General features: G+C 62.6%; 15 protein-coding genes. 6 read left to right on the forward strand and 9 right to left on the reverse strand.

The genetic code is table 11. The features are described 5' to 3' along the window. The first annotated feature begins 19 nt into the window (after nt 1–19). Nucleotides 20–883 (forward strand): N-formylglutamate amidohydrolase, encoded by an 864-nt coding sequence (locus CFR79_RS10845; RefSeq protein WP_110547918.1) that lies wholly within the window; start codon nt 20–22, stop codon nt 881–883. 35 nt (nt 884–918) lie between these two features. Here CFR79_RS10845 and CFR79_RS10850 read toward each other — a convergent pair whose 3' ends face one another. The 3 genes from CFR79_RS10850 to CFR79_RS10860 all read right to left on the reverse strand — a co-directional run bounded on the left by CFR79_RS10850 (nt 919) and on the right by CFR79_RS10860 (nt 3176). Further along, on the reverse strand, nt 919–1281 hold the full coding sequence (locus CFR79_RS10850) for a YidB family protein (protein WP_102323837.1): 363 nt from the start codon (nt 1279–1281) through the stop codon (nt 919–921). A 214-nt stretch (nt 1282–1495) separates the two neighbouring features. Further along, nucleotides 1496–2185, reverse strand: coding sequence for an NUDIX domain-containing protein (locus CFR79_RS10855; protein ID WP_110547919.1), 690 nt, complete (start codon nt 2183–2185; stop codon nt 1496–1498). A gap of 403 nt (nt 2186–2588) precedes the next feature. Beyond that, complete coding sequence (locus CFR79_RS10860) at nt 2589–3176, reverse strand: HAD family hydrolase (RefSeq protein ID WP_110547920.1); 588 nt, start codon at nt 3174–3176, stop codon at nt 2589–2591. A 273-nt stretch (nt 3177–3449) separates the two neighbouring features. Between CFR79_RS10860 and CFR79_RS10865 the strand changes: the two genes are divergently transcribed. Both CFR79_RS10865 and CFR79_RS10870 read left to right on the forward strand, forming a co-directional pair. Next, nucleotides 3450–4910, forward strand: a complete 1461-nt coding sequence (locus CFR79_RS10865) for an FAD-dependent monooxygenase (protein WP_110547921.1) — start codon at nt 3450–3452, stop codon at nt 4908–4910. Nucleotides 4911–5271: 361 nt separating this feature from the next. Next, complete coding sequence (locus CFR79_RS10870) at nt 5272–6312, forward strand: NAD-dependent epimerase/dehydratase family protein (RefSeq protein ID WP_110547922.1); 1041 nt, start codon at nt 5272–5274, stop codon at nt 6310–6312. Between the two features lie 80 nt (nt 6313–6392). Here the strand turns inward: CFR79_RS10870 and CFR79_RS10875 are convergent, their stop codons facing one another. The 3 genes from CFR79_RS10875 to CFR79_RS10885 all read right to left on the reverse strand — a co-directional run bounded on the left by CFR79_RS10875 (nt 6393) and on the right by CFR79_RS10885 (nt 8747). Then, nucleotides 6393–7352, reverse strand: a complete 960-nt coding sequence (locus tag CFR79_RS10875) for a DMT family transporter (protein WP_110547923.1) — start codon at nt 7350–7352, stop codon at nt 6393–6395. An 88-nt stretch (nt 7353–7440) separates the two neighbouring features. Further along, a complete protein-coding gene (locus CFR79_RS10880; protein WP_110547924.1) occupies nt 7441–7938 on the reverse strand; it encodes an aminoacyl-tRNA deacylase in 498 nt (165 codons plus the stop codon). 92 nt (nt 7939–8030) lie between these two features. Next, entirely contained in the window at nt 8031–8747 is a 717-nt protein-coding gene (locus CFR79_RS10885) for a YoaK family protein (protein WP_110547925.1), read from the reverse strand. 453 nt (nt 8748–9200) lie between these two features. Here CFR79_RS10885 and CFR79_RS10890 point away from each other — a divergent pair, with 453 nt between their 5' ends. Genes CFR79_RS10890 through CFR79_RS10900 form a run of 3 tightly spaced genes read left to right on the forward strand, consistent with a single transcriptional unit; the run spans nt 9201 to nt 12090 of the window. Next, complete coding sequence (locus CFR79_RS10890) at nt 9201–10175, forward strand: isopenicillin N synthase family dioxygenase (protein ID WP_110547926.1); 975 nt, start codon at nt 9201–9203, stop codon at nt 10173–10175. Further along, nucleotides 10172–10939 (forward strand): alpha/beta fold hydrolase, encoded by a 768-nt coding sequence (locus CFR79_RS10895; protein ID WP_110547927.1) that lies wholly within the window; start codon nt 10172–10174, stop codon nt 10937–10939. The genes CFR79_RS10890 and CFR79_RS10895 overlap by 4 nt, the downstream gene beginning before the upstream one ends. After that, nucleotides 10936–12090 carry a BMP family ABC transporter substrate-binding protein gene (locus CFR79_RS10900; protein WP_102323828.1) on the forward strand — a complete coding sequence of 385 codons (1155 nt, stop codon included), beginning with the start codon at nt 10936–10938 and terminating at the stop codon, nt 12088–12090. The genes CFR79_RS10895 and CFR79_RS10900 overlap by 4 nt, the downstream gene beginning before the upstream one ends. Before the next feature lie 85 nt (nt 12091–12175). Here the strand turns inward: CFR79_RS10900 and CFR79_RS10905 are convergent, their stop codons facing one another. The 3 genes from CFR79_RS10905 to CFR79_RS10915 form a co-directional block, all read right to left on the reverse strand. Next, entirely contained in the window at nt 12176–12688 is a 513-nt protein-coding gene (locus CFR79_RS10905; protein WP_110547928.1) for a DUF1543 domain-containing protein, read from the reverse strand. 148 nt (nt 12689–12836) lie between these two features. After that, the gene (locus tag CFR79_RS10910; protein ID WP_110547929.1) at nt 12837–14216 is read right to left on the reverse strand and encodes an amidohydrolase family protein; all 1380 of its coding nucleotides are present in this window, start codon (nt 14214–14216) and stop codon (nt 12837–12839) included. Nucleotides 14217–14621: 405 nt separating this feature from the next. Next, on the reverse strand, nt 14622–15140 hold the full coding sequence (locus tag CFR79_RS10915) for a cupin domain-containing protein (protein WP_102324244.1): 519 nt from the start codon (nt 15138–15140) through the stop codon (nt 14622–14624). Between the last annotated feature and the right edge of the window lie 5 nt (nt 15141–15145).

Raw genomic sequence — 15145 nt, forward strand, 5'->3', positions numbered from 1 at the left:
CTGGGGCGCAGGATCTGCCGTGACGGCCCCTGTCGACCCGCCACTGCGCATCCTTGCGCCGCAGGGCAGGGCAGCCCCCGTCATCGTCGCGTCCCCACATTCGGGGCGTGATTACACGGCTGAATTCCTGCGCATGTCACGGCTGGATGCACATGCGCTGCGGCGCAGCGAGGACTGTTACGTGGAACGGTTGTGCGAAGGGTCGATGGGGCAGGGGGCGACCATGCTGCACGCCACGTTTCCGCGTGCCTATTGCGACGTCAACCGCGAAGCGTGGGAACTGGACCCCACCATGTTCCGCGATCCGCTGCCCCACTGGTGCAATACGACCAGCAGCAAGGTGCGCGCCGGATTTGGTACGATTGCCCGCATCGTCTCCCGCGACGGGCCGATCTATCCCCGTCCGTTACCGTTCAGCGAGGCTGAAACGCGCATCCGTACCTGCTGGCAGCCCTATCACGATACGCTGTCGCGTCTGGTGCAGGCATGCCGGGACCAGCATGGCTGCTGCATCCTGCTTGATGCCCATTCCATGCCGACGCCGCAGGGGCGGGGCGAGATGCCTGATTTCGTGCTGGGCAATGCCTGGGGCACGTCCTGCACGGCGGAACTGACGACGCTGGTGGAAGATGTGCTGAGCGGGCATGGTTACACGGTAGCCCGCAACGTGCCGTTTGCCGGTGGCTATGTGACCCGTCATTACGGTCGGCCACGTCGGGGCGTGCAGGCCCTGCAGCTTGAAATCAGCCGTGGCCTGTACATGGATCAGGATTCGCTGGAACCCCATGCGGGCTTCGTATCGCTACAGGCCGTGCTGACCGACCTGTTCGCCGCCATCGCGCAATACGGCGACCTGCTGGCCCGGCAGGTGGCGGCGGAATAGGAACGGGCCGGAACCGTGACCGGCCCGATCATGGCTTACGCCGTTTTCGGGGGTACGCTGCCCTGCGGGGTCTGGGCGTTGACGGCTTCTGGCAGCAGGTGGGCCAGAACCGGCAGGATGGTTGCGGCGGGCAGGCCGGTCTTGTCCACCATGGCCTGTACCTGCTGGTTGTTCAGCAGCGTGCGCAGTTCATCGGTGGAAATGGGCAGGTTGTGGCCATCGCCAACCCATGAACGGACCTTGTCGCCCAGTCCGGCCTGTTCCGCCTGTGCCAGCATGGTATTGAGGGTATCGGGCGTAAGCAACTGCGACAGATAGGAATGAACCTGCTGCGACAGGCCGGTGGCACCCGCCAGTTCGCTCAGCTTGCCCATCACGTCGTTGAAGATACCGCTCATGCTGCTTCCTTCCGGTCTGTTATGTCGTGGCTGTGATTATACGACACGACATACAGTTATAGGACTTATCTATAAAAAAGGATAAAAAAAAGCGGTGCATGCGCACCGCTGAGTTTAGGGAGGAAACGTCCAAGAAGCAGTTGCACAAGGCAGGTCTGCTTCCCACCCTTATGATTGACCTCACGGGGTTGTGTCAACAAAAAAAGCGGCGCGGTTATTTATGACGTGCCTGATACATATGCCATGACAGCAGGGTCTTGGCGTCCGTCATGCCGATACGGGGCAGGTCAGCCATGTTGACGACGTGCAGGCGGATATATTCATGCTCGCAGGCAAGGCCGGTCTGGCGTTCGGCAAGGCTGCGGGCCAGCGCCTCCTCTATATGCAGTTCGGTGTAATACAGGCCGATGGCTTCGTCACAGCCGCCGGGGGAAAGCCAGACATCCGTCAGTCTGATCAGGTCCTTTTCCCGCACGCGCAGATCCGCGCCCACTTCTTCCGACAGTTCACGCAGCGCGGTACTGACAAATGCGCCACCATCCAGCATGCCCGCGGGCAGGGCCAGAAGGTCGGGCCGGGCGATGGGTACGCGTGCTTCGCGTGTCAGGATGGTGCGATCGGGATGGCCGGGGCATTTCAGCACGATCAGCACGGAGACGGAATCACCACGCAGCAGGGCGAGGCCGGGGACAGGCTCGCCATGATGCAGGGCATCGGCCTGCACCAGAATAAAGCCCATGCGGGTCGCGCTGAAGGCCACTGCATCGCGCACCAGCACATGGCGCAGGGTGAAGCGGGCGCGCATGCTGTCATACCAGCGGCGGAAATGCGGGGCTGTCAGCACGCGCGCCTGCAATGCCGCGTCGATGCCGGGGGCAAAGGAAATATCGGTTAACGGGTCCATGCGGTTCCTGCCTTGCCTGCCTGCCGGTTCGCCCTGTTGTTCATGCGGCATCCGGGGCGGCCATAAATAACGGGCGATCCTCTCCATCCCTTGTGCGGCCATGCGCCGGTTTAATCAACCGCGTGGCGGGGGCCGGTCACATGGGAAAGCTGCCCCCGCGATCATCGCGGCCAGCCGCATGGCAGGACTGAAAAGTCGCTGCAACGTCATGGGCATCGCCACACCCACGGGTCATTTCATGGCATGGATTGCCGCTTTGCCCGATGCGCGGCTGACACGCCGTCAATGCGTGAGCGCAGTCCAGAAACAGTCATCGCGTTTTTCTCGAACGCAGACAGGACGGCAGCATTGCTGTTCATGGGCAGGGGGGCAGGTCCAAAGGATTAATGGCAATACGTGTCCGTCATGCCGGGGGAATTATCTGTGCAACATCTATACACCGCATCCCTGCGGCATGGGCGGCATCGAGACCGGACTGCGTGTCTTCAAAAACAAAACAGCGTGTCGGCGCTGTATTGAGGAGCTGCGCTGCCTTCAGAAATAGATCCGGCGCAGGCTTGGGGTGAGCAACATCCTCGATCGTGACGATCCTGTCGAAAAGATCGAACAGATGTGTCGCCTTCAGGCAGGCCTCGACAATGGGCCGGGCACCGCCGGATGCGACCGCCAGTTGGCGGGTTCCGTGGTTTGATCGCGCGATCTGGGCTACGGTCGCGATTTCCTTAAGGTCGGCAATGTTGGTGAAAAATTCCCGGCGCATGGCTTCGATGGCTCTGGCGCGGCTGGGGATGCGAACTTTGAAATCCCCTTCAAACGCGTCCATCAGAACATGATCGGACATGCCCGCGCGGGCCATGAACCATTCCCGCGGCATCTGTTTCCCGGTTTCCTGAAACCCTTTGGTCCATGCCAGCGCATAAATGGGCGGTGTATTCAAAAGGGTGCCATCACAGTCAAAAATCAGCGTATCGATGTCCGAAAGATCAATCATGGCCGTAATCCTGCCCTCAGCGATTGCATGATTTATACGGCGGGATTCATGGGGCCGACATCACGTTCCGGGCATTTCGCGCTGCCTCCGAGCCGGCTGCCCCGATTACCGAAGGCACCCCACGCGGGTTCCGGTCATTGAAAAGCCAACCAAGCTGTCAGAAGCTGGTCCATACGCTTCGGGGCACAGGAAACAGTCCCGACATATCTGACGTTAACGGGGTGGTGCGTATCCGTATTTTTCGGCTTGCCTCCTCTTTTTCGGACCAAAATCATGTCGGAGCCTGTTCTTGTTACCGGCGCGGGGCCTGTCGGGCTGACCATGGCCATTGCACTGGCCCGGTATGGCGTGCCTGTCCGGGTTATAGACCGGCTGCCGACACGGACCACCCGGTCCCGCGCGCTGGCCATCTGGCCCCGAACCCTCGAACTGCTTGACGCGGCGGGCTGCGCGGATGCTTTCGTGGCTGCGGGGCTGCATGCGCACGCTGTCAGCCTGCATACTGGTAATACGACACTCGCCCGGATTCCGTTCGGGACGATTGCCTCATCCTTCAATTACCTGTTGATGATTCCGCAGTCTGAAACCGAGCGGTTGCTGGAAGAACATCTCGGCACTTTTGGCGTCACGGTCGAACGCGCAACGGAACTGACCGATTTCGTGGATCGGGGAGCGCGTGTTACCTGCACGCTTACGCATGCACAGGGCGGGATTGAAGTAATGGAGGCCGCGTGGCTCATCGGCTGCGACGGGGCGCATTCTTTCGTGCGCGGCAGGCTTGGCCTTGTATTTGAAGGCGACACCCTGCCTACGGGTTTTGTCATCGCGGATGCCCATGTAGCCGGGTCTGCGATCCCGCCTGACGAGCCGGCGATTTTCTGGCACCCCGACGGGGCTGTCATGTTCTTTCCGATTTCGCATGACCGTTCCCGTATCATAGCCGATTCAGGTCCGGTTCCGTTGCACAGGCCCGATCTTGAGGAAATGCAGGCCATTGTTGACCGGCGGGGACCGGACGGGACCATCCTGTCCGATCCGGTGTGGCTGTCGGATTTCGGGGTTAATGAACGCATGGTGCGGGATTACCGCAGGGGCCGCGTGTTTTTGGCGGGCGACGCAGCCCATGTCCATAGTCCCGCCGGTGGTCAGGGCATGAATACGGGCATGCAGGATGCCTTCAATCTTGGCTGGAAGCTGGCGCTTGTCGAGCAGCGGCTGGCGCGGCGATCCCTGCTGGACAGCTACAGTATCGAACGCAGCGGCGTTGCACGGCAGATCCTGTCGGATTCCGGTCGCATGACCCGTGTTGTTCTGCTCAGAGGTCATCTGGCGCAGAAGATACGCAACTTTATTGTAAAACAGGGTTTCCGCATTCCGGCAATCCGTCGCGGCATGGCCAACAGGTTTGCCGGTATCACGACAGGGTATCCTGACAGCCCCCTCAACGCGGGGTCGTCGCGGGGACTGCATGGCCCCGAACCGGGACAGAGATGGGTTTTCGGACATGACGGCGCGGGGGGCGGTATTCCCCGCTTTGTGCTCGCATCCACGGACAATGCCGGAGCGCGGGCCATGATCGCGCGTCACTCATCCTTGCTGGCTCCCCGTGTGTGTCAGCCACCGGATGAAAACGGTATCTGGCTCATACGTCCCGATGGCTACATCGCGGCGGTCGCCAGAAGCACGAACTGGACGATAATCGATATGGCCCTGACTGGCATAACCGCCGATTGAAGCAATCTCCCTATGAAGCCGGGCAGAAGCTGTCGCCTCATTTGCGATATTTTATGAGTAATGATTTTTTATACTGTTCTGATGATGCCCTTTGACGACTGTTCCATGCTGGCCCCGGCGCGCGAAGTAATTTCATGGAACAGGTGTTGAACATCGCATATCATGTTTCCATGCCATGCTTTCTATTTTAGGCGCTATCGGAACAGAAAAGGATTGGGCCGTATTTTTGTGAAACAGCGGCGCGTCAAAGGCATTTTGCAAAATCCCGTCTGGTTCATGCGCAAGGTATCCATCACGAAAATGATAGCCCTGCGCGGAATGGCAGCATGTATTATTCCGCCCGTCAGAAGGAGACACGGGCATGGTTTACAAGGCACTGGTGGCAGGGGCTAACGGCATTATCGGCAAGGCCCTGCTTGAAGTCATGGCCACGACACCCGACTGGGAGGGGCGGGGTCTCTCCCGTAGTCATGGGGATGTTCGCGCTGACCTGACCGATGCCGGACAGACGCGAAAGGCGCTGGAAGCCGCAGCGGACTGCACGCACCTGTTTTACGCAGCCTACGGCCCCGGTGGCGGACTGGCCGAGGAGGATGCGCGCAATTCGGTCATGCTGCGGAACCTGCTGGATGGGCTGAAGCATGCGGGTGCGTCGCTGAAGCGTGTTGTCCTCTATCAGGGCGCCAAGGTGTATGGCGTGCATCTCGGCCCGGTTGCAACGCCATTTTATGAAGACGAAAACCCGCGGCCGATCGGCCCAAACTTCTATTTCACCCAGCAGCGCGAATTGCAGGCACGCCATGAAGCCGGTGGCCCGGAATGGACAATCCTGCGCCCTGACGTGGTTGTGGGCGACGCTGCTGGCAACGCGATGAATATTGCTACTGTCATAGGGGCCTACGCTGCGATCTGCGCGGCGGATCAGGCAGCATTCCGGTTTCCGGGGTCATATCGGACATATGACGGGTGTCTGGCGCAGGTCACGGATGCCCATGCGCTGGCGCGGGCAAGCCTGTGGGCGGCAACGTCCGATGCGGCGGCTGGTCAGGCGTTCAACTATGTGCATCCGCCTTTCCGGTGGCGTCGCATATGGGAACGTCTGGCCCGGCATTTCGGCCTTGAGGTGGGCGAGCCTATCCCGTTCTCGCTGGCCGGACACATGCCCGCACTGACCCCGATATGGGATCGGATCGGCAGGGATCTGGTGCAGCCCGATTTCGCCCGGGCCGTTGGCTGGGGATTTGGGGATTTCGTGTTCGGAACGGAAGCCGATGTCGTATCTGACATGACGAAAATCCGGCTGGCCGGATATACGCAGGATGCCGATCCGCTGGCGGTTCTGATCAGTGCGATTGAACGCCAGCAGCAACAGGGCGTGATCCCGCGCATCGGGGCGGGCTAGCGGCCTCTTTCACCATTCGCCCTGTATCTCTGGGGTAGAGGGCTACGCCATCGCGGCGATCCCCGGTCGCCCGCAGCGTTTCAGCTTTTGTCGTAGCGAACGGATGCCGTGCCCGGACTGCCCGAAACCGGCCTGTCCTGTGCCGCGCAGATGCGGGCCTGCCTGCGGTCCGGGTGGCCCCATGTGTTCATGATGATCACGCCCGTCATTACAACCGCACCACCCAGTAGCGTGCGCAGGCCGGGGATCTCACCGGTCAGGATAAAGGCCAGCACCATCGTCACGGGGGGCAGGGTATACAGCAGCGCCGAACCACGCGCCGCCCCCATATGGCCGATTACGAATGTCCACGCCCCGTACCCCAGCGCGGCAGGAAAAACCGCCAGTTCAACCACCGCCGCCGTGCAGGACCACGGAGCATTCGGCAGGATGGAACATGCCCGGGGCAGCCAGGGCAGCAGCAGTATCGCCCCCGCGATCAGGATATAGCATATGCCCGGCAGGCCGCCGTAACGCTGGATCACCTGCCGCAGCATGATGATGTAGATGGCCGAACACAGGGCCGCCCCAAGCACGAAGGTTGCCCCCGAACCGAACGCGATGCCACCGGCCTGCCCACCCGCGATCAGGATTACGCCGGAAAAGCTGAGCAGCGATCCAATCCAGCCCCAGCCATTCAGCCGTTCGCCCAGGACCGGCATGGCGATCAGCGCGGTCATCAGTGGCGCGGATGCGATCAGCAGGCTTGCCGCACCGGAGGAAACCGTGACTTCCCCCATGTTGAACAGCACATTGTACAGCGAGATGCCAATCCCCGCGCAGGCCAGAACACGCGGCACGTCGCGCAGCGCCGGGGGCGGGATGCGGTTATATGCCAGCCATGCCCCGGCCAGAAGGGCGGCGAGGGCATAACGTATGGCCGCAAGCGGTACCGGCGGCATGTCCCGCAACGCGATCCGCACGACAGGATAGGCACTGGACCAGGACAGGATGGCCGTCGCGGCGGCAAGGGGCAGCACGCGGGTTGCAAGCTTGTTCATGTCGTCCGCATAGCAGGATTCGAAACGGGACGATAATGGATTTGGCGTGTGGGCCACCACGCCGTCACCCCGGCCCCCGTGGCTGGCCTTATGCGGCAGGGGGCGCGGGCGGGGCTGAAATCTCGGCTACCTGCGCATTCACCACCTTTTGCGCGTCCGCCGGGGCAATGCAGACCACCAGTCCCTGATCGCCCGCGTTGATGTAGACCTGCGGCTGCGCCATGGCATCGGCTGACAGGACGACGGGCATTTGCTGCGCCTGACCGAACGGACTGGTGCCGCCGGAGCGGAAACCGGTCAGATCCGCTGACTTTTCGGGGTTCATCATCCGCGCGTTACGACCGCCAAACAGGGCCGCCACCTTCTTGAAATTCACCTTGTGATCCGCAGGCACCACAAGGCAGACGGGCGTGGTGCGATCGACTTCCACCACCAGTGTCTTGAGCACGCAGGCCGGGTCCACACCGATGGAGGACGCAGCCTGCATGCCGATCAGCCCGCCGCCCGGTGCGTATTCATAATCATGCACCGTGAATGCTACGCCGGTGGTGGACAGGAATTCGGTAGCCGGGGTCTGTTTCATGATGCCTCACGCGCGCTGGACGGGTCGCGGGCCATGCCCGCCATTTCTGGCACCAAGGATAAACTGGCACCGCGTGGCATGCAACCGCACGCCCGTCAGCCCCGCCGCAGCGTGCGCACAACCCCGGGCAGCGCCAGCGCAATCAGCACCACCCCCATAAGCGGCAGTACCATCACCCCGCACCAGCGGTAAGACAGCGCGCCCGCAATACCCCCCAGTGCGAAGGACAGCACGATTGCCCCATGCAGCCGCAGCCGTTCGCGCACCCGCATGGCCGTTGCATCCGCCCATGGGGTGCGGCGGTGTTCAAGCCACTGGGCCAGTTCTATGCCCAGATCGGTCAGCATGCCGGTCATATGCGTGGTGCGGACCCGCGCGCCGGAAATATGGGTAACGGTGGCGTTCTGCAGGCCCATCAGAAAACTCAGCCCATAGGCCAGCATCCGTGTGGCCTGCCGCGCGGGCAGAAAATCGGCGGTCGCCCCCAGCGCCACCAGCATCATGCCCTCCAGCACGATGCCGCAGGCATAGACCGCATGCAGGTGATGCCTGCGTCCCGCATTGACCAGCAGCGTGGCTGAAATCCCACCCACGACGAATGCGGCGATCAGACCAAGGCAGGACAGGACGGACACCGCCCCGCCACCCAGAATATCAGCAGCCAGCGCCGACAGGTTGCCGGTCATGTTGGCGGAATAGTACCCCACCACAAGAAAGCCGGTCACGTTGATCGCCCCCGCCATCGCCGCCAGTGTGCAGCCCAGCCGCAGGTCGGTACTGATACTGCGTGATGCCCCTTCGTGAACCAGCATTGTTCCTGTCCGCCCGTGCGGGGTGTCGGCATCCGGCCCGCATGGCCATGCCCTCCCGCCGCCGGTTGCGACGTGGCGGCCCCGATACGGATTGTTATCACATCATGCCACGCGCCCGACCCGCGCACAACCGGGGCAGGGCGCGGGTATGGCAGTATAACGGATGTGAAATGCCCCGTATCCCGAATGCCCACACGCCATGTTACCGTCGGGCGGCATGGTGCGGGGCAATAATATCGGAATGGACGGAAGGCTGGATTTCCGGCGTTCCAGTCCTGCAACGACCCGGCCTTACCCCACAATGGCGCATGCCACTATTGTCAAAACCGGCAGGCTGGTGGAAAACTGATGATGACCAGCAGGCGGATATGGCCGCTGGACTGTTGACCTGGGGTGCGCGGTCTGTCTGGGGGGCGGATCGTGCGGCCTGCATATCAAACCGGGGGAATAACAATGCCTGAACAGTCATGTGCAGCGGCATGGCAGGGTCTTCCTGTCATATCGGTTGCGGGCCTGCGCGCGGATGATCCCGCCCGGCGGCAGGAAGTGGGTGCAACCTTGCACGAAGCATGCCGCGACATGGGCTTTTTCTACTGTGTCGACCATGGCGTGCCAGCGGACCTGATTGCCGCGGTATTTGAACAGTCGCGCCAGTTCTTCGCGTTGCCGGAAACCTGCAAGGAAGCACTGAACAAGAACCGCTCGACCTGCAATCGCGGGTATGAACCCCTGCGCGACCAGACGCTGGAACCCGGCACGCCGCCGGACCTGAAAGAAGGGTTCTATATCGGGCCGGAAAAATCACTTTCCGATCCCGCCGTGGTGGCCGGACGCTTCAATCAGGGACCGAACCAGTGGCCGCAGGACATGCCGCGGTTCCGCGCCGTCATGATGGAATACAGCGCGGCCATGACTGCGCTGGGCGAACAGCTCATGCGCGGGATCGCCCTGTCACTGGGGCTGGCGGAAGATTATTTCGCCACTTTCTGTCATGACCCGCTGACCACGCTGCGCCTGCTGCATTATCCGCCCCAGCCCGCCAAGGCCCCGCCGGGACAGAAGGGGGCAGGTGCCCATACCGATTTCGGCGGGCTGACGCTGCTCCTTCAGGATGACAGCGGCGGGTTGCAGGTGCGCGCGCCGGACGGAAACTGGCTGGACGCCACGCCCATTCCCGGCAGCTTCGTCGTCAACCTGGGCGACATGATCTCGCGCTGGACCAATAACCGCTACCGGTCCACCCTGCACCGCGTCATCAACACATCGGGGCGGGAACGGTATTCGGTGCCCTTCTTCCATACCGGCAATCCCGATCAGGTGGTCGAATGCCTGCCCGGCTGTCTTGCCCCCGGTGAAAGCCCGCTCTGGCCGCCGGTAACGGTGGAAGACCATCTGCGGACCATGTATGACCGGACTTACGGTCGATGAAGGACATATCCGGCCCGTCCGCCGTTATCCTGATCCATGGCGCATGGCAGGGAAGCTGGGCCTGGCAGCGCTTCATGGATGTATGGGCGACGCGCACCGCCATTCCCACCCATGCCGTCGATCTGCCCGGTAATGGTGTGGATGGCACGCCCGCGCGGGATGCCACGCTGGCGCGTTACGTGGCGCATGTGGCGGAACTGATGGACACGATCGGCACGCCCGTCCACCTTGTCGCCCATTCGGGGGGCGGGGTTGTCGCCTCCGCCGTGGCGGAACGCTTTCCCGCGCGCGTGCGCTCCATCGCCTATCTTGCGGGCATGATGCTGCCCGATGGCATGGGCTTCGGGCAGGTGGTGGAACAGATGGTGCCGCAATACCCGGCGGCGACCGGCATCAACCCCTACCTGCGCTGGCCCGAACCCGGCATGGTGTCCGTTGTCCCGCCTGAGGCGGCCGTGGCCATCTTTCTGCAGGACTGTCCGCCCGATGTCGCCATCGCCGCGTCACGCAGGCTGACACCGCAGGGGCTGGGCGGGCTGGACCTGCGCGCATCCCTTACGGCAGCGCGTTTTGGTACGGTTCCCCGCCTGTATGTCGAGGCAACTGGCGACCGTTCGGTCATCCTGCCCGTGCAGCGCCGGATGCAGGCCCTTGTGCCCGGCGCGCAGGTCATTACCATGGATACGGGACACGCCCCGCAGGTTGCGGACCCTGTGGGCACGGTAGACCATCTCCTTCCTTTTATTGAAAGACACGGCGCATGATCCTGCCGCGCAGGCACCTGCTGGCCACGGCCGGGGCTGCCCTTTCCACCGGCCTTGCGCCACGACGGGGCCTTGCCGCCCCATCCGGCCCACAGTCAACGGCGCAGATACTGGCCGATCTTGCCGCCCCCTATGCCAGTATGCCGCCCCTGCCGCCGGTAGCGGAGGAGGACGCCCTGCTGGCCATGGGCTATGTCGGACCGACCAGTGATGGCGGCTGGACCGAAATGCACCATGTCGCCCTGCAGGCGGTGCGCAGGGAATTCCCGCGCCTGCGCACGGTCTATGTGGAAAGCGTGCCCTATTCCGCCGACGCTACCCGCCTTTTACGTGAATTCGTGGCCGAAGGCGCGCAGATGGTCATGACCGGCGCGGATTATGGCGACTTCCTGACCGATGTTGCCGCCCGCGCGCCCGATACCGCCTTCGTGCAGTGCGACGGGCGGGCCGTGAAACGCAACGTATCATGGTATTATATCGCGCACTGGTATGTCAGCTACGTGATCGGGGTTGCGGCGGGGCTGCTCAGCAAGACGGGCAAGCTGGGCTTTATCGGCGCGTTCCCGCTGCCTTCGGCCTATGCCGGGGCCAATGCGGCGCTGATGGGCGCGCGCACGGTCAACCCGGACGCCACGATGCAGGTCATCACCATCAACGCATGGTTCGATCCGCAGGCCGCCATTCAGGCCGCCAACGCACTGGCGGACAAGGGATGCGACTTCCTGTTCGGCATCATGGATGAGGCAGGCTACCTGCATGTGGCGCAGGAACGGGGCCTGTGGGCCGCGATGTGGAACAAGGACATCCGCCAGTTCGGGCCGGACGCGTATGTGGCCTCCGTCGTGCTGGACTTCGCGCAGTTCTACATAGCGCAGGTCCGTGCGCGCCTTGCGGGCACATGGCGGCCCGTGCCGCAACTGCTGATGATGGGTCAGGGCGTTGACCGCGACCCGTGGGGCAGGCGCGTGCCACAGGATGTGCGTGATAAGGCCGATGCGGTGCGCAGCCGTATCATGAACGGCTGGTCCCCCTTCGTTGGTCCCCTGCGTGACCAGCACGGCACGCTACGCCTTGCGCAAGGGGAGGTCATGAACGACCTCGAACTCTATCACTGGAACTGGGCGGTGGACGGCGTAAGCGGTCTGCCATAGCGCCCACTGCCGCATGCGGGACCGCCGGTTGTGGCGGCCCGCATGGTCCGGGCGTAAGCTTGCGGTCGGGTTTACCGGTAGCGGGTCAGATCCATATCACGCCCTGAAATATCGCCCTGACCGGCTGGCCGGACGGATTGGGGTTCAGGTGGACGTACTGGCCCTCAAGCGCGTCGATCAGCATGCAGTCATCCACTTCCATCAGATTGTCCTTGTGCTGGTGTTCGTAATCGACCAGCAGCGTATTCTTGGCCTTGCGTTTGGCGTCTTCCTCATTTTCCGCGACGAAGAAGGCGAACTGGTGATCCTCGCGCAGCCTGCCGGGCAGATAGCCGCCCATGTTTACAAAGAACAGCCTGCTGGAACCCGCAGGCTTCTCGGGGGAGAGGGTCACGTCATGGCCGTCGGCCCAGTCCACGATGCCGTATGCGTCGATATGCAGGCCCTTGCGCGTGCCGTACCATTTTTCGGCCATGATGGGGTAGGCGTCTTCCGGCTTTCTTACGGCGGCGAACTGTACGTCATGCACTTCAATATTCGCGCCCGGCGCCGACCCGCCAAGGTAGAACACGAACAGTTTCGTTTTTTCCCCGTCCATCCGATTGATGCCTTTCGTCGTGCCCCGGTCATCCGGTTGGCATGATTTCCCGTTTTTACGAAATTGTTTCGATATGATTACATGATGCAAGCGACGGCACAATGGCCGTACCGCCGCGTGGCGCCATCATATTGGCCCGATAGCCCGGTCAGTCCGGGGCTGCGTCAGTTCCATGCACCTGCCGTCCCGCGACCCATACGGTGCGGATATTGGGGCGGCCCATGTTGCACAGGATCTGCTGGGCCACATCCTCCGCCGCGCCATCCTCGCCATGGATGAGGGGCAGGATGTTGCTGCCCGGTGCCGTGCGGTCGATTTCGATGGCGTCGAATGCCATGCCGACCTCAAGCTGGCCTGCGGCAATCCCCAGTGCTTGCGCACCCCCGCGCGTGGCCAGCCACAGCCCTTCGGCAAAGCTGATGCGGGAACCGGGCCGCCCCCGTTGTGCCTGCGGGCGTGCGGGATCGTTACCCGTATCCAGCATGCGGGCCGCGGTGACCGCCATGGCGGCATTGACGGCTACGGAAGGCGAGTAACCGCCGGAAATATCCGTGCCCAGGCCCACATGCACGCCTGCCTGCCATGCCGTGCGAAGCGGCAGCACCCCGCCTGCGAAATAGGCGTTGGATAGCGGGCAGTGCGCGATGGCCGCCCCGCGCGCCTGCACCAGCGCCATGTCATCCTCGGTCATGAAACACGAATGGGCCAGCACCGTGCCCCGGCGCAGCAGCCCGAACCGGTCCAGCGCAACGGTATCGTTTACTCCCGTGCGCTGGCGCACGTAATCATGTTCCCAGTCGCTTTCCGAACAGTGGGTCTGGATCAGGCAGTCTTCTTCCGCCGCCATGACGCCCAGACCATGCAGCAGCCCGTCCGTGCAGGCGGGAATGAAGCGTGGCGTGACCATGGGGCGCACCAGTCCGATTTCATTGCCCGGTAGCGCACGCACGGCGTGGATGAAGCGCCGGGTGGCGGCAAGGGCCTGTTCCACGCTGGTATTGCGGTAGCCTTCGGGGCACAGTTCGGGATCGTCCATCGCCACCAGCCCCACATGGGCGCGCAGGCCATGGCGCAGGCAGATGCGTGCAAGCAGCAGGCTGCTGTCTTCATGAATGGTGGCGAAAAAGACCGCCGTGGTTGTGCCGTTGGCCAGCAGGGTGGTGACCATTTCCTCATAGACCGGGCCGGCGAAGTCCGGGTCGGCAAAGCGGGCTTCAAGGGGGAAGGTGCGCTGTTCCAGCCAGTCACGCAGCGGCAGGTCCAGCGCGCGGCCCATCTGCGGCCATTGCGGGGCATGGACGTGCAGGTCGGCAAAACCGGGCATGAGCAGTTGCCCCGGCCCCAGCGTGCGCACCGGTATGCCGCTGCGCGCGGCGTGGGCCAGCAGGTCGGCGGCGGCGGGGGTATCATGTGCATGACGGGCGGCAATGCGGCCATCCGCGGCCACATGCACCACATCGCGGCCCATGCCGACCCGTGTGGCGCTGACCGGCGTAAGAACCGTGCCCTGTATGATGAATTCACCCATTCCCGCACCTCTGCTTTCCTGTATCGCGGGCCGCTCCCGTCCGGGGCCACCCGCATATGTTTTACAGGTCGTAACAGTATGCCGCGATGGCGGCTGTGCATATGGCCCTGTCAGGGGGAGGGTGCAGAAATCCACACTCATGCGAAAGATCATTGAATTTACAAGATAAATTCAATTCCTAAGGTTTTTTCCACAGGGTTATCTTTCCGACTATCCCCGGAATCTGTGGATAAGAATATGACCGATGGTCACGACTTTTGCGCTATCCGCTGATAACTGTAGTGGAAGGAAAGGTCAGGTTCGTAATCGTAACGAATTGCGATGCAGGTCTGTCCCTGATTGTCCCGTGTGCTCCGTAATCTGGCTCTTTTCTACCTCCTCCAACCAACCGGATGGGGCTAAGCGTTAGCGATAACGGCAGGGCTGGTTGATGACCGGGGCGCTGGCGGTCTGGATGACCATAAGGGTAACGGGTCCATCGCCGATATTGCCTGCATCATGGCCCTTGCGGCCACGGTAGGGGCCGGTTTCCATCGGGCGGACATTCTGGTCTTCTCCGAACAGGATATCGCCGGGGCCCATCTCTACGCGCGTGCCGTCCATGGCGCGCACATACCAGCTTCCCTGCAACGGGATGATCCATTGCGGCCTGGGGTCCGGGTGCCACGCGCCATCCCAGTGGGCGGGCTGGACCGTCATCATGATGGTGGCTACCTGCGGCATCATCGGGTCCTGCCATTGTGGTCCGGCAGGCGGGGACATGCTCTTGAGGAAGAAATTGCTGACCGGACAGGTGGCGATGTGGCTTATGCCTTTGTCATCGGTCCATAAATGCCGGTAGATGCGCTGCGGTGGCTGCCCGGTCTGGCTGGCGGGGGCAGGGGGCTGCGCCGCATTGGCGGGCAGGGTGGATATGGCCAGCATGCAGG

It is taken from the genome of Komagataeibacter saccharivorans (assembly GCF_003207825.1).
GTDB lineage: Bacteria > Pseudomonadota > Alphaproteobacteria > Acetobacterales > Acetobacteraceae > Komagataeibacter > Komagataeibacter saccharivorans.

What these genes read in the sequence shown, in the direction of transcription:
- CFR79_RS10850 (WP_102323837.1), bottom strand. Translation starts at nt 1,281, where the DNA reads ATGAGCGGTATCTTCAACGACGTGATGGGCAAGCTGAGCGAACTGGCG.
- CFR79_RS10855 (WP_110547919.1), bottom strand. Translation starts at nt 2,185, where the DNA reads ATGGACCCGTTAACCGATATTTCCTTTGCCCCCGGCATCGACGCGGCA.
- CFR79_RS10860 (WP_110547920.1), bottom strand. Translation starts at nt 3,176, where the DNA reads ATGATTGATCTTTCGGACATCGATACGCTGATTTTTGACTGTGATGGC.
- CFR79_RS10865 (WP_110547921.1), top strand. Translation starts at nt 3,450, where the DNA reads ATGTCGGAGCCTGTTCTTGTTACCGGCGCGGGGCCTGTCGGGCTGACC.
- CFR79_RS10870 (WP_110547922.1), top strand. Translation starts at nt 5,272, where the DNA reads ATGGTTTACAAGGCACTGGTGGCAGGGGCTAACGGCATTATCGGCAAG.
- CFR79_RS10875 (WP_110547923.1), bottom strand. Translation starts at nt 7,352, where the DNA reads ATGAACAAGCTTGCAACCCGCGTGCTGCCCCTTGCCGCCGCGACGGCC.
- CFR79_RS10885 (WP_110547925.1), bottom strand. Translation starts at nt 8,747, where the DNA reads ATGCTGGTTCACGAAGGGGCATCACGCAGTATCAGTACCGACCTGCGG.
- CFR79_RS10890 (WP_110547926.1), top strand. Translation starts at nt 9,201, where the DNA reads ATGCCTGAACAGTCATGTGCAGCGGCATGGCAGGGTCTTCCTGTCATA.
- CFR79_RS10895 (WP_110547927.1), top strand. Translation starts at nt 10,172, where the DNA reads ATGAAGGACATATCCGGCCCGTCCGCCGTTATCCTGATCCATGGCGCA.
- CFR79_RS10900 (WP_102323828.1), top strand. Translation starts at nt 10,936, where the DNA reads ATGATCCTGCCGCGCAGGCACCTGCTGGCCACGGCCGGGGCTGCCCTT.
- CFR79_RS10905 (WP_110547928.1), bottom strand. Translation starts at nt 12,688, where the DNA reads ATGGACGGGGAAAAAACGAAACTGTTCGTGTTCTACCTTGGCGGGTCG.
- CFR79_RS10910 (WP_110547929.1), bottom strand. Translation starts at nt 14,216, where the DNA reads ATGGGTGAATTCATCATACAGGGCACGGTTCTTACGCCGGTCAGCGCC.
- CFR79_RS10915 (WP_102324244.1), bottom strand. Translation starts at nt 15,140, where the DNA reads ATGCTGGCCATATCCACCCTGCCCGCCAATGCGGCGCAGCCCCCTGCC.